10 protein-coding genes are annotated in these 14,171 nt (G+C 45.8%); all 10 read right to left on the bottom strand.

Going from position 1 to position 14,171, the window contains the following annotated elements:
• Positions 1-88: 88 nt before the first annotated feature.
• Positions 89-1,078 carry an urease accessory protein UreD gene (locus RH96_RS10030; protein WP_010200555.1) on the bottom strand — a complete coding sequence of 330 codons (990 nt, stop codon included), beginning with the start codon at positions 1,076-1,078 and terminating at the stop codon, positions 89-91.
• Positions 1,079-1,137: 59 nt separating this feature from the next.
• Positions 1,138-1,836: an urea ABC transporter ATP-binding subunit UrtE gene (gene urtE / locus RH96_RS10035; protein ID WP_010200556.1), complete on the bottom strand. Its 699-nt coding sequence runs from the start codon at positions 1,834-1,836 to the stop codon at positions 1,138-1,140.
• A gap of 46 nt (positions 1,837-1,882) precedes the next feature.
• Positions 1,883-2,854 (bottom strand): urea ABC transporter ATP-binding protein UrtD, encoded by a 972-nt coding sequence (gene urtD / locus RH96_RS10040; protein ID WP_010200557.1) that lies wholly within the window; start codon positions 2,852-2,854, stop codon positions 1,883-1,885.
• Positions 2,854-3,924, bottom strand: a complete 1,071-nt coding sequence (urtC, locus tag RH96_RS10045; RefSeq protein ID WP_010200558.1) for an urea ABC transporter permease subunit UrtC — start codon at positions 3,922-3,924, stop codon at positions 2,854-2,856. The genes urtD and urtC overlap by 1 nt, the downstream gene beginning before the upstream one ends.
• Positions 3,925-3,934: 10 nt before the next feature.
• Entirely contained in the window at positions 3,935-5,734 is a 1,800-nt protein-coding gene (gene urtB, locus RH96_RS10050; RefSeq protein ID WP_010200559.1) for an urea ABC transporter permease subunit UrtB, read from the bottom strand.
• A 139-nt stretch (positions 5,735-5,873) separates the two neighbouring features.
• Positions 5,874-7,184 carry an urea ABC transporter substrate-binding protein gene (urtA, locus tag RH96_RS10055; protein ID WP_026037277.1) on the bottom strand — a complete coding sequence of 437 codons (1,311 nt, stop codon included), beginning with the start codon at positions 7,182-7,184 and terminating at the stop codon, positions 5,874-5,876.
• 429 nt (positions 7,185-7,613) lie between these two features.
• Positions 7,614-8,300 (bottom strand): response regulator, encoded by a 687-nt coding sequence (locus RH96_RS10060; protein WP_010200561.1) that lies wholly within the window; start codon positions 8,298-8,300, stop codon positions 7,614-7,616.
• 98 nt (positions 8,301-8,398) lie between these two features.
• Positions 8,399-11,215, bottom strand: coding sequence for a DUF4118 domain-containing protein (locus RH96_RS10065; RefSeq protein WP_010200562.1), 2,817 nt, complete (start codon positions 11,213-11,215; stop codon positions 8,399-8,401).
• A 31-nt stretch (positions 11,216-11,246) separates the two neighbouring features.
• A complete protein-coding gene (kdpC, locus tag RH96_RS10070; protein ID WP_010200564.1) occupies positions 11,247-11,975 on the bottom strand; it encodes a potassium-transporting ATPase subunit KdpC in 729 nt (242 codons plus the stop codon).
• Positions 11,976-11,996: 21 nt separating this feature from the next.
• Positions 11,997-14,135, bottom strand: coding sequence for a potassium-transporting ATPase subunit KdpB (kdpB, locus tag RH96_RS10075; RefSeq protein ID WP_010200565.1), 2,139 nt, complete (start codon positions 14,133-14,135; stop codon positions 11,997-11,999).
• Positions 14,136-14,171 lie beyond the last annotated feature (36 nt).

The following is a 14,171-nucleotide window of genomic DNA, read 5'->3' on the forward strand; positions in this document are numbered from 1 at the left end:
AAATGTGCCAAGTTAAATGTGCTAAGTAAAGTCATTCTGGTTTGGTTCAGCATTGTTCAAGGATGAGATTAAGTGGAAGCACATGATATTAAGTGTCCCAAATTCTCGGTCGATGAGGCTCAAGCGTGTACCATTTAGACCTGATAAGCTCGCGGACTTGGTAAAAGGCCTCAAAGCAGGCACGCACATCTGCCCCTAAATAACGGCAATTAATAGCTTGAAAATTGTGAGTACAGTGAATGGGCAGTGACTGCGTATCAATGAGATTACGTATCTCGGTAATAGTGGTATCTAAATATTGGCCGAGCTTGAGCGGATTATTCTGTAACTCAGGCGCAATGACCTCTGTGCTAGGTATTGCCCAAAAAGAGCCATGCACATGTTGATTGTTCAGTCCTAATGGTGAGGTAAACCAGCGCGTATTTGCTTGCTGGGAGGTGCACTCACTGACCAATAAATCACTCTCACGCCATATCTCTAAGCGGTTGGCATAATGCCCATTAGCAAACGTCTCTTGATACGCTTGACGTCCAAATACCGCAATGTCCCAAGTCAATAAACTTGCTGTCTTAGCCAAATAAAAGCGATTATTGGCAGTAGAGACAGAATGATCGTAATAAATGCTTTCTTGTGGGAGCCATTCAAGAATAGCGTGGTTATCAAGGCGGGCATCGATATGCTGTTCTGCGCTGACAGCATCATTAAAACAGTCGTTAGAGGTGTTGCTATTTGCCGATTGAGTACCGTTGTTAAATTTTGATGAATCGCTGGGTCTAGAGGATCGTAATGATTTGCGTTGCCCGTACCATTTACCGGCTCCAGGGGTGGTAATCACCGCATGGCTGTTAGAGTGTAGGTCAAATTCCAATGTTAAGCGGTCATCATCGGCGATACCAGCAGGAGGATACAACACATAAATATGGCAAATGCCTGCTTGACTGTTATCAGTACTATCAGGCTCAGGATACAGCGCGCGCTGCACCATTAATGCCCCAGTATGGGCACGATGATACAGCCGAGTTTTTGCAGTATTAGAGGCGCAGTCGAAATGAAGCTGTAGTGAGGATTGCCAAGTCAAAATTGTATTCCCTTTTAGAAAGTGTCCTTTTAGAAAGTGCCTTTTTAGAAAGTGTCCTTTTAGATTGCCACCAACTCTTGAATGTTGTTTTTTGCCATGTCAACTCCAGCCCCTTGAGCTACCACTTGTCCTCTAGAGAGCACGGTATAGTTATCGGCAAGCTCTTCTGCAAACTCATAAAATTGCTCGACCAATACAATGGCCATTTCACCTTGATAACCTAAATCCCTAATGACCCGCCCGATGTCCTTGATGATAGAGGGCTGAATACCTTCAGTCGGCTCATCGAGTACTAGTACAGATGGCTCTGATGCAAGCGCACGAGCAATAGCGAGTTGCTGCTGCTGACCGCCAGATAGATCGCCACCGCGCCGATGCTTCATCTCGTCCAGCACTGGAAATATATCATACAAGTGTTTGGGTACTTTGCTTGCTTTTCGTTGAGAGAATTTCGCCATGCCAATCAGAATGTTTTCTTCAACGGTCAAGGTGGAAAAGATATCACGTCCTTGCGGTACATAAGCGAGTCCTGCACGCACACGCTGCTCAGGCGTCATCTGACTAATGTCCTTACCGTCTAATAAAATTTCACCTGATTTTATTGGTAGGATGCCCATCAAGCATTTAAGCAAGGTGGTTTTACCGACGCCATTACGACCCAGTACCACGCTACATTCTCCTACAGGGGCGGCGAGGGTGACATCACGTAAAATGTGACTGCCACCATAATATTGATTTATGGCATTAATTTCTAACATATAAGCACCTCTATTTTTTAGGTCTATTTCTAAGCACTACTATCAATTATCGACCCAAGTAAGTCTCAATAACGGCCTCATTATTCTGTACTTCATTCAACGTGCCTTCAGCCAAAATAGCGCCATTTGCTAAGACCGTTACTTTCTCACTTATGGCGTCAATGAAAGTCATATCATGCTCAACCACGATTAAAGTATGATTCTTTTTAAGGCGTAGACATAACTCAGCGGTATGTTCCGTTTCGGCATCTGTCATGCCTGCTACTGGTTCATCAAGTAAGATAAGTTTTGGTCTTTGCATCAGTAACATCCCAATCTCTAGCCACTGTTTTTGACCATGAGATAACAGTCCTGCTGGCTTGTTAATCAGCTCTTTTAGGCGTATTTGCTCAAGCGTTGAGTCAAGCGTATCTTGGATTTCTGCATCAATACGAGTAAACCAGCTTTTTGATACTCGTTTGTCCTTTGGCGCGGCCAGCATTAAGTTATCAAGTACGGTAAATTTCTCAAACACGGTAGGTTTTTGAAACTTACGGCCAATGCCTGCTTCAGCTATTTCTTCGGTAGATAGTTTGGCTAAATTATGTACTTGACCGAAAAACGCACTGCCTTTAGTAGGACGCGTTTTGCCCGTAATAACATCCATTAAAGTCGTCTTACCTGCGCCATTAGGGCCGATGATGCAGCGTAGCTCGCCTGCCTCAATGTATAAAGATAAATCATTGAGTGCGCGGAACGAGTCAAACCACACGCTAACGCCTTCTAAATACAGCGCAATACCATGTCTCATATCTGGCCCTGATTTGGGAACAGGATGCGCCAAGCCACCATTATCTCCGTAATCTTCAGCCAAAGTAGTGACTGGTCGGGTAGGCGTGTTTTCTGCGACCGTTATGTGTGGTGTATTTTTAGAGTTTTTCATTGGATTATTGATACTAGGATTGTTTTTAACAAGCGCATCGTTAGTAACTTTTTGGGAAGTAGCAACATTAGAAGTAGCAGTATTAGTTATTAACATTATTCTTTTTCCTTTTTAAAACGATCAAGTACGCCAATGATGCCGTTAGGGAGAAATAAAGTAACCACCACAAATAATCCACCTAGGATAAGCAACCAAAACTCAGGGTAGGCAACGGTAAAATAAGTCTTAATTGCATTGATGGCACCTGCGCCTACGATAGCACCAATGAGTGAACCTCTGCCTCCCGCAGCCACCCATACTGCCATCTCGATAGAGTTGACGGGGTTCATCTCACCGGGATTAATGATGCCAACTTGCGGTACATATAGAGCACCAGCGATACCAGCAATGACTGCAGACAATACCCAAGCAGAAAGCTTGTACCAAAGCGTGCGATAGCCTAAATACTGCAATCGATTTTCACTATCACGAATGGCACCGAGCACGCGCCCATAAGGCTGGCTCATCAGATAGCGTAGTCCAAGATAGGACAGTAGCAGCGCCAAAGCAGTCGTAAAACATAGCACAGCTCTCGTTGAAGAGGCAGTGATGTCATAGCCTAGTAGCGTGGTAAAACCTGTGAAGCCATTGTTACCACCAAAGCCTGTTTCGTTACGGAAGAATAATAAGGCGGCCGCATAGGTCATGGCTTGAGTAATAATCGAAAAATAAACCCCTTTGATTTTTGAGCGAAAAGCAAAATAGCCAAAGATGAAAGCGACCAGACCGGGAACTAATACCACTAGAGCCATCGCCCACCAGAAATGTTGAGTGCCTGCCCAATACCACGGCAGCTCGGTCCAACTTAAGAAACGCATAAAGTCTGGCAAGCCCGTGCCAGCAGTTTCACGCGTCAAGTACATGCCAAAGGCATAACCTCCTAGCGCAAAATAAAGACCATGACCTAAGCTTAGTATGCCAGCATAGCCCCAGACCAAGTCTAAAGCCAGTGCTACCATGGCGAGCGCCATTATTTTGCCAATCAAAGTTATCCAGTAAGCAGACAGGTGAAAACTAGAGGTTTCAGGTAGTAAATGGAGCCAAGGTAATATCAGTAGCACTAAAAAACACAAACCAATCAAAATGGCATTACGTGGGGAATCAGATAATAATTGAGTCAAACGCATGAGGTTCTCCTTAATCCACAAAACGGCCTTTGAGGGCGAATAAACCTTGTGGACGTTTTTGAATAAACAAAATCACAAGAACCAGTAATACAATCTTAGCCATCACAGCACCAATGCCGATTTCAAGCACCGTACCACTGACACCAAGACCTAAAGATGCCAAGACCGCGCCCCATACTTGCCCAACACCGCCAACCACGACGACTAAGAACGCATCAATAATATAAGTCTGACCTAAGTCAGGTCCGACGTTGCCTACTTGCGCCAAAGCACAGCCAGCGAGACCTGCGAGACCCGAGCCAAGTCCAAAAGCCAACATGTCGATACGGGCAGATGAAATACCAACCGCACGGGCCATTTGCCGATTTTGAGTCACGGCACGTACAAACAACCCGAAGCGAGTCTTATTAAGTAAGTACACCAGCAGCATAAGAATAATGATGGTAAAGCCGATAATAGCGATACGGTTGAAGGGAAGCACAAGGCTCGAGGACACTTGATAGGCACCGCTCAACCAGTCGACATTGCTGACTTCGACGTTTTGCGCGCCAAATATCATCCGAACCAACTGCATAAGAATCAGACTGACACCGAAGGTTGCCAGTAAGGTTTCAAGCTCACGACCGTAAAGCGGGCGAATAATGATTCGTTCGATAATCATGCCGATAATGGCACTGACTAAGAAAGCGACGGGTATAGCAGCAACCAGATACCATCCAGTCATACTAGGAAAATACGCTTGAAAGAGATTTTGCACCATATAAGTGGCGTAAGCACCAATCATAATGAGCTCACCGTGAGCCATATTGATGACACCCAGTAGCCCAAAAGTAATGGCCAGCCCTAATGCCGCGAGTAGTAAGATACTTGCCGTACTAAGCCCCGTGAATAGATGACCTATCCAAGTACTGATGGTAATGCGCTGCTCAATACTATCCTCAGCGTCTAACAGCGCAGATTTGAGCACAGGATCGATATCATCTGCCGCCAATGCTTTTTTGACATCAACTAAGACTTGCGGGCTATCGCTATCGGCGAGCACGGTAAGTGCTGCAATTTGGGTAGTAACGTCGCCGTCTCTAAAATCAATTCTTGCTTGTAAAGTACTCAACGCCGTTTTGACGTCGTCGTCTTCCTCATTAGTGGCAGCAGTACTTATGAGTGCTGGATCTAGCTGTTCGATATTGTCCGCTAAGATGGCAACTGCCTGCACACGTTGCGTAGGATCGTTTGACTCAAGCTTAACCTTAGCTTGTCCAAAGACCAAGGCTGAGCGTAGCGTATTGGTCAAAGTCACTTGCGCCAAGTCGCTAGGCCACTCAGTGGTCAGCTGCTTAGCAGGATAAGTAAATAGCTCATCTTCGCTGTTAAGTAGGTAGGTTTGCCCACCATTACCTTGGTATAGCTCATCGTTTTTTATCAGCTCAACTAAAGCATCCAAACTCTCAACTGACCCCGGCCACTGATTGAGCATGGTTTGGCGCTTGGTGAAGTCAGCAGCAACGAACTGCTCGATAGCATCCCCTTTACTTACCGCAAGATTAGCAGGCGTAGTCAGAGACTGCTTGTTTTGAGCAAGTAAGGTGTCGTCTTGAGCAAGTAAGGTCTCTTCACTTACAGCAGTGGATGTCGCTGCCACAGTATTAGTCGATAGTTTCTCGCCATGGCTGTGTACTGCTGGTGTCTCGTGAGCCTGAGCAGGCGATGTGATAGCAATGAGAAGGAGTAAAGATAGTAAGGCGATGACAAAAGTCTTATTAGAATAATTGGCTTGCGCGTCACTTTTATAATAGGAAGGAAAATGTGACATGATGGTTCCTTTTTTGCAGTCAACACTCCTCTAACCTCTACTGAAAAACTGTTGTATCAGTAGAGGAGCTAAAGGGTTGCTGGTATTGATACCATTAAGGGGCTAAGGATTAGGGACTAAGGCTTGGGTGACCACAACCTTATTTAGGGATGTACTGACTCCATGGCTCAGCACGAATGACTTTTGGCGTTTTGCTGATTACATCGAACTGACCATCGGCACGGATTTGACCGATCATGACAGGCTTCCATAAGTGATGGTTTTCCTCATCCATTTTTAATGTATACCCTGATGGCGCGTCAAAAGTCTGACCTCCCATACTAATACGCACTTTATCGACATTAGTGGTACCTGCTTTTTCGACTGCTTGTTTCCACATATTGATACCCACGTAGGTGGCTTCCATAGGATCATTGGTCACGACCTTTTCAGCATTCGGTAGCTTATGATCTAGCGCATATTTCTTATACTTTTTAGTGAAGCCGCTGTTGACAGGATTTTTAACCGACATAAAGTAGTTCCATGACGCCAAATGCCCTTGCAATAAGCTGGTATCGATACCGCGAAGCTCTTCTTCTCCTACTGAGAATGCCATGACGGGGATGTCAGAGGCTTTAATACCTTGGTTGGCAAGCTCACGATAAAAGGGTACGTTTGAATCCCCATTAATGGTAGAGATAACTGCCGTCTTTTTACCAGTAGAGAAGCTTTTAATGTTGCCCACGATGGTCTGATAGTTGCTAAAACCGAAAGGGGTGTACTCTTCCATGATATCTGTTTCAGCGACGCCTTTAGACTTCAAAAAAGCCCGCAGTATCTGGTTAGTAGTCCGAGGATAGACATAATCTGTGCCAAGTAAGACAAAGCGTTCTGCACTACCACCCTCTGGACTCATTAAGTATTCAACAGCAGGAATAGCCTGTTGATTGGGAGCTGCCCCAGTGTAGAAAATGTTTTCTGACTGCTCTTGACCCTCGTACTGCACGGGGTAAAACATAAGACCATTTAGTTCTTCAACGACAGGCAGCACAGACTTACGTGATACCGACGTCCAACCACCAAATATGACATCCACTTTGTCTTGAGTTAATAGCTGACGTGCTTTTTCAGCGAATAACGGCCAATCAGAAGCGGGATCTACAACGATCGGCTCTAGCTGCTTACCCAACACACCGCCATTGGCATTAATTTCATCAATGGTCATGAGAGCCGTATCTTTTAATGAGGTTTCAGAGATGGCCATCGTTCCAGATAAAGAATGCAAGATGCCTACTTTGATGGTGTCACCATCTGCCGCAGGGGTAGTAGCGGTCTCGGCCGTTTCAGTTTTTGTGGCGGTAGAATTGGTTTCAGCACTAGTTTCTGCAGGTTTTTGACAACCTATAAGACTTAAGCTACCTACAACGGCTACTGCTAGTAGAGACAAACGTGATGTGAGTTTTGAGTCGATACGATAGTTTGTACTGATAGGAGTAGCAGTGATAAGCGTTGGCAATAAAGACATGTATTTCTCCAAAAAGATAAAGTAGCAGCTTGGCAGGCCGAATTAACAAACCATTCCTAACTGCTATTTATGCTTCAATATTTATGCCATTCCAAAATACAAAATAAACGCACCAATATCGGTCTTTTTAGGAGATATTGCACTTTTTTCGCACCATGATGGTTTTTATGATTTTCTATGCACCATCTGTGTCTGGTTAAAAAGTGACTTATACTGTCAATATCAAAGCCGCACAAACAGGCTTGGGAGGTTTTAGTTACGCAGCTTAAGGGTACAAGTCAAACCACATCTGTTTTGGCTTTTTATAGCCCAAATTCTTTTGAATTCTACTCCCACTACGAGCACAGCTCTTGTCTTGTGTCGCTGTAATCCAAATTAGCTTTTAGGAATATGCAGCTTATAGCCAACGCCAATCTCAGTGAAGAAATAACTAGGTCTTGAAGGGTTGTCCTCTAGCTTTTGGCGTAAATTTGACATAAATATGCGTACATAATGCTCTTGATGGTTGTGACCTTTACCCCAGACGTCGTTTAGCAGTTGCTGATGCGTCATGACCTTTTCAGCGTTTTTAATCAGTACAGTCAGTAAGCGATATTCAATCGGCGTTAAATGAATATCTGTACCGTTTTTCTTAACTTGCCGTTGTGCCAAATCAATAGTGACATTGCCTAATGCTAATACAACCGGCGCTTCATAACCGGCTTGCCAGCGCCGCATTTGGGCGTTGACTCTAGCGATTAGCTCGCCCATGCTAAAGGGTTTTACCAAATAATCATCGGCGCCCAAATTTAAAGCTCTAATCTTATCTTGCTCATCACTGCGAGCCGACAGTACTAAAATGGGCAACGATGACCAAGCCCTAATATCTGAGATGACATCACAACCATCCGCATCTGGGAGACCTAAGTCTAATATCAATAAGTCTGGACGGCGAGAGGCGGCTTCAATCAACCCGCGTTGCGAGCTATCGGCAGCGTAGACTTGGTAGCCTTCTTGTTCCATGGCTGATTTGATAAATCTTGCGATATGGGCTTCGTCTTCAATGATTAAGATGGTTTTCATAGTAGGGATTTGCTACTTATAGGGGAAGCTTGAGGCAGTAATGAGGTAATGAAATAATAATTGTGCCCAAGGTTCTAACATTGTTGAATAGACTTGTTTTATGAGTTTTCTGAACTGGTAGTTATGCTTGCATCTATGCTTGCATCTGTATGAGTCATGCTTGATGTAAATTTATCATCAAACATATATAGATTTTCTAAAGGCTGCCACGGTAGCACTATAACAAATTGCGCGCCGTGCGGTTGTATATTGCTCGCGTTTAGCGTGCCGCCTAAGTGCTTGACTAGATCTCTACTGAGCGCCAGTCCCAATCCCAATCCTGTTGTATTACTTTCACTATCGCCGCGGGTAAAACGTTCAAATATTTGCGCTTCCATCCCTATTGGCAGCCCTTGACCGTTATCTGTCACTGTTATTTGGTAGCTTTGCACGATTTTATTGTTTTGCACGGGATTATTGTTTTGCAAATTTTGAGCAGTGTGCTGATTAGTGAGTGTCGCTTGAATAGTGATAGCTGCGTTGTCTGGAGTGTAGTTAATGGCATTGGTCAGCAGATTATTTAAAATCCGCGCCAAGATTAATTCATCGGTATAGATAAAATCGACTGCACTGGCCACGTCTATCTTAACTTGTCGATTCTGTAGATAAGGTTCGAGTTGGCGTATATTACTACCGATAATCTCTTCTAAGCTTACCCATTGCTTATTGAGTTTCATACCGCCGGATTGCAGCGCTACATAATCTAAGATATTGATGACCAAACGCTGAATGACGTTGGCTTGCTGTTCAATATCGATAGCAAGCTGCTTTTGTTCAGCAGGCGCTAAATCTTGGCTGGCAAGACAAGCGGCCAAACCTGATAGCACGGTAATCGGAGTCCGAATATCGTGAGACAACGCGGATAATAGCGAGCCGCGCAGGCGTTCTGACTCTACTTTGATAAGGGCATTTTGTGCGACTTTGGCGTAATAGACGCGCTCTAACGCCAAAGTAATTTGAGCGATAGCGACATCGAGGGTACGTTGTTGTTCCGGTTGATTAAAATTATCAATATCTGTTGGCATCAGTGCCAATACTGCGAGTACCTGATTTGAGGTCGCAAGCGCCCGATAGTGCATAGGATTGGCGGCCAGCGTATGTGTCGCTAAACCCGCGCTTTCCTTATGATCAAACACCCATTGGGTCACATTCCAATTGAACTCTGATGGGATGCTCGATTCTGAGGCCATAGTCAATTTACCATCGGCATTGGGCATCGCTATAAGCGCTTTACTAGCGATATGTTTGGTCAGCCAAATAATGGCTTGGTTGATGATTTCTTCGTTTTTGCGCGCCGCACTCAGGCTTTGTGCCAAATGACTCATAGAGATCGCTTGTTGCTCACGTCTACGGGCATTTTGCGCCTGAAAGCGCAGTCCAACCGCTAAGTTATTGATAATCAGTGAGACGACAATCATCACCGCAAACGTGACTAAGTACTGCACATCGCTGACGCTAAAAGAAAGCTTAGGCTCCACAAAAAACAAGTCAAAGCTGATGACACTTAAGAGCGCCGCAAAGATACCAGGGGCGCGTCCAAAACGAACCGATATGAACACAATGACCAACAAATACAGCATCACCACATTGGCTAAATCAAACCAGCGCGTCAGGGCGACTAGACTGACAGTGACGAGCGTGCAACCTAGAACGGCCATCAGATAACCGATGCGATTATCTTTAGAGGCTAGGGCAGCCATATCCCAAGTAGGCAGTTGTCGCTTGCTACTGAGATTTTTTGTCTGTGTAGCTTGATTGACCAGTATCAAGTCTAAATTGATATCCTGCTGTGAGATCTGTTTGACCAATGATTGATCATAATAAAACCTAGAGTGATTCTGGCCGATAATAATACGTCCAATATTAAATTGATGGGCGTAACTGACTAAACCTTCAGCAACGCTAATAGCGCTGATGATTTCTGTCTTGGCGCCCAACTCATCTGCTAAGCGTAATGCTTCTAAAATACTTTGCTTATTTTTGGACAGCTCATAGGCATTTCGCGGCGTCTCGACATAGATAACATACCACTGCGAGTGTAAGCTGCTGGCAAGTCGTGCGGCATGACGAATAAGGCGCTCGCTATGGGCGCGCGTACTGATACCCACTAATAGCTGATCGGTGGTATTCCAGATGGATGAAATACGCGATTGATTGCGATAATCTCGCATATCGGCATCAACTAGGTCAGCAGTTCGGCGTAATGCCAGCTCACGTAGAGCAATCAGGTTACCCTTTCGAAAGAAATTTTCTATCGCATGCTTGGCTTGGCTTGGGATATAGACCTTACCGTCATGCAGTCGAGCCAATAGCTCATCGGCTGGCAGGTCGACCAATACCACCTCATTGGCCTGATCAAAGAACCAATCGGGGATGGTTTCTTGTACCACGACCCCGGTGATTTGATTGACCACATCATTCAGGCTTTCTAAATGCTGAACATTAACTGTGGTATAGACGCTGATACCTGCCTTTAATAGCTCCTCAACGTCATGCCAGCGCTTTGGGTGTCTGGAGCCTGGGATATTGCTATGCGCCAGCTCATCAACCAATAAAATATCTGGATGCCGCGCTAAAGCCCCATCAATATCAAACTCCGCCAAGGTTTGCTCTCGATACTCAACTTGACGTAACGGCAGTATTGTCAATCCATCTAACAATGCTGCCGTTTCACTGCGGCCATGAGTTTCTACGATACCGACTAAGACATCCAGTCCATGTGCTTGATCTCGATGGGCGGCAGAGAGCATGTCATAAGTCTTGCCAACGCCTGCTGATGACCCAAAGAAGATTTTTAGTTTACCTCTGCTGCGCGTATTTTCTTGCTGTTTTATTTGCTGGAGTAAATCCTCTGGATTGGGGCGCTGCTCACTCATGCTGATGCTCACTGCTGATTAATGGGTTGACTCATTTAACGACTGCCATCTCATCTAAGGCTAAGTTGACTGCCAATACATTCACGCGCGGTTCGCCGAACAGATTGAATTGTCGCGCTTCTGTATGCTCATCGATGGCTTTTTGGACTTGTTCCGCACTGATGCCACGAATACGCGCCACTCTGCTGACTTGCCATTCGGCTGCCGCTGGTGAGATGTGCGGGTCTAAACCACTGCCTGACATCGTGACCAAATCAAGAGGGATAGGAGCGGTGTTTTGTGGATCAGCGGCTTTTAGTCTTTGTACTTGTGCCTCCACACCAGTCACTAATTCAGGATTTAAAGGCCCCAAATTACTCCCCGAAGATTGCGCGGCATCATAACCGTCTCCCGCTGCTGATGGGCGCGTCCATAGGTATTCTGGCTGATCAAAGCGCTGACCGATAAGCGCAGAGCCCACCAAACTGCCATTATGTTCTATCAAGCTGCCATTGGCTTTATCCGCCATGGTCACTTGGGCAACGCCGGTCATCAATAAGGGATAGCATAACCCTAAAATAATTGCCAAGGCTATAAATAATGAGAAAGCGGGTTTGAGCATCGGCATACGAGTAGCACTATTGTCCAATACAGAATTGTCCAATTTAGAGAGAGTATTTTCATCAGCCTGTTGGTATTTAGAGTCAACAGGAGAAATAGATTGTATAACGTTGTTAGATTGCACAGAATTATCAAGTTGCGTAGATTTATTAGTTTGCATAGTCGTCATCCGTATCGTTGGTTATACCAAGTGCAAGGCATTAATGAGCATATCGATTACTTTGATACCGACAAAGGGAAGTATTAGTCCACCCAAGCCGTATATCAGCAAGTTGCGGCGCAATAAATTGATGGCAGAATCAGGTCTATAAGTCACGCCGCGCAGCGCCAGTGGAATTAGAAACACAATAATCAACGCGTTAAAGATAATAGCCGATAAAATGGCGCTTTTAGGGCTGCCTAGTTGCATAATGTCCAATACCCCAAGCGCAGGGTAGGTGCTGGCAAAGGCGGCTGGAATAATGGCAAAGTACTTGGCGATATCATTTGCCAAGCTAAATGTCGTTAGTGCGCCGCGAGTCATGAGCATCTGCTTACCGGTTTGCACCACTTCAATCAGCTTGGTCGGATTTGAGTCCAAGTCGACCATGTTGGCCGCTTCTTTAGCTGCTTGAGTACCGCTATTCATAGCGACAGCCACATCTGCTTGTGCCAGTGCCGGTGCATCATTGGTGCCATCACCGGTCATAGCGACTAGCTTACCTTGACGTTGATAGCTGCGTATTCGCTCAAGCTTTTGCTCGGGGGTTGCCTCCGCCATAAAGTCATCGACGCCCGCTTCAGCAGCAATGGCCGCCGCTGTCAGAGGGTTATCGCCCGTAATCATCACGGTGGTAATGCCCATCTTGCGCAGCTCGGCAAAGCGCTCTTTTATGCCGGCTTTGACCACATCTTTGAGCTCGATGACGCCAAGCAACTGCTGACTGTCGGCGACCAGTAGCGGCGTACTACCACGGCGAGCGACTTCTTCTACTTGTTGCTGTAGATTAGTAGGTAAGATGCCGCCTTGTGCTTCTACCCATTTTACGATGGCATCAAACGCCCCTTTACGGATATGGCGCTGCTCAATATCGGTGCCACTCATACGGGTTTGCGCGGTAAATTCGATGGTGTCAAACGGCTTTGCTTTCCATGTATTTTCATCAATATCAAAACGGCTTTGGGCAAGCTTGACGATACTGCGACCTTCTGGTGTCTCATCGGTCAATGAGCTGATCAGCGCCACTTCCGCAAGCTGACTTTCTGTCACCCCGTGTGCGGGTATAAATTGCGACGCTTGTCGATTGCCATAGGTAATCGTGCCGGTCTTATCTAGTAGCAAAACATCAACGTCGCCTGCCGCTTCTACCGCGCGCCCAGAGGTCGCGATGACATTGGCCTGCATCATCCGGCTCATGCCTGCTACGCCAATCGCTGACAATAGACCACCAATCGTCGTCGGTATCAAGCAGACCAACAGCGCCACTAAGACCACAATCGATATCGGCTCGCCATTGCCCGAAGACAGCACAGCAAACTGTGAAAAAGGCAATAAGGTCACACATACCAGCAAAAATATCAGGGTTAGCGCCACCAATAAAATGGTCAACGCTATCTCATTTGGCGTTTTAGTGCGTTTGGCGCCTTCTACCAAGGCAATCATACGATCCAAAAATCCTTGTCCAGGGGCTTGGGTGATACGTATCATCAACCAGTCAGATAACACCTTAGTGCCACCTGTCACCGCATTGAAATCACCACCACTTTCACGAATGACGGGTGCAGACTCGCCGGTGATTGCGGATTCGTCAACGGATGCTAGACCTTCTATGACTTCACCATCAGCAGGAATGATCTCGCCTGCATTGACCAGAACGATATCATCTTGCTTAAGTTCAGTTGCCTGAATCATGGTAGTCGCAGAATGTCTGTCAATGCTCGCAAGCCTGCGAGCTTGCACGTCCTGACGCGCCTGTTTTAGACTGGCCGCTTGGGCTTTACTACGCCCTTCGGCTAGTGCTTCTGCAAAGTTTGCAAACAGTAGGGTAAACCACAGCCAAAAGGTAATGGATAAGGTGAAAACAATACCAGCTTGTCCTTTAACCAGCATCGTAATGGCTAAGATACTGGTCAGTAGCGAGCCAATATAAACCACAAACATCACCGGATTGCGCCATTGCACTCTTGGATCAAGCTTAAGTAAAGCGTCTTTTAGGGCGGGCTTGATCAAAGCAGGATCAAGGAGGCCTTGTGCTGGTGTTTCAGGTAAGTTTGAATGATTGGGGTCTTGCTGCGACTGCAAATTTTCAGCCTGTGTATTAGTGTCTGATAAAACGCTCATGTTTTGTATTCCTCACGTAATCATAAAATGGGTCGA

It is taken from the genome of Psychrobacter sp. PAMC 21119 (assembly GCF_000247495.1).
GTDB classification, from domain to species: domain Bacteria; phylum Pseudomonadota; class Gammaproteobacteria; order Pseudomonadales; family Moraxellaceae; genus Psychrobacter; species Psychrobacter glaciei.

Excerpts from the sequence above, each read along its gene's own strand:
- RH96_RS10060 (WP_010200561.1), bottom strand. The coding sequence starts at position 8,300 with ATGAAAACCATCTTAATCATTGAAGACGAAGCCCATATCGCAAGATTT.
- urtC (WP_010200558.1), bottom strand. The coding sequence starts at position 3,924 with ATGCGTTTGACTCAATTATTATCTGATTCCCCACGTAATGCCATTTTG.
- RH96_RS10065 (WP_010200562.1), bottom strand. The coding sequence starts at position 11,215 with ATGAGTGAGCAGCGCCCCAATCCAGAGGATTTACTCCAGCAAATAAAA.
- kdpB (WP_010200565.1), bottom strand. The coding sequence starts at position 14,135 with ATGAGCGTTTTATCAGACACTAATACACAGGCTGAAAATTTGCAGTCG.
- urtE (WP_010200556.1), bottom strand. The coding sequence starts at position 1,836 with ATGTTAGAAATTAATGCCATAAATCAATATTATGGTGGCAGTCACATT.
- kdpC (WP_010200564.1), bottom strand. The coding sequence starts at position 11,975 with ATGCAAACTAATAAATCTACGCAACTTGATAATTCTGTGCAATCTAAC.
- urtB (WP_010200559.1), bottom strand. The coding sequence starts at position 5,734 with ATGTCACATTTTCCTTCCTATTATAAAAGTGACGCGCAAGCCAATTAT.
- urtD (WP_010200557.1), bottom strand. The coding sequence starts at position 2,854 with ATGTTAATAACTAATACTGCTACTTCTAATGTTGCTACTTCCCAAAAA.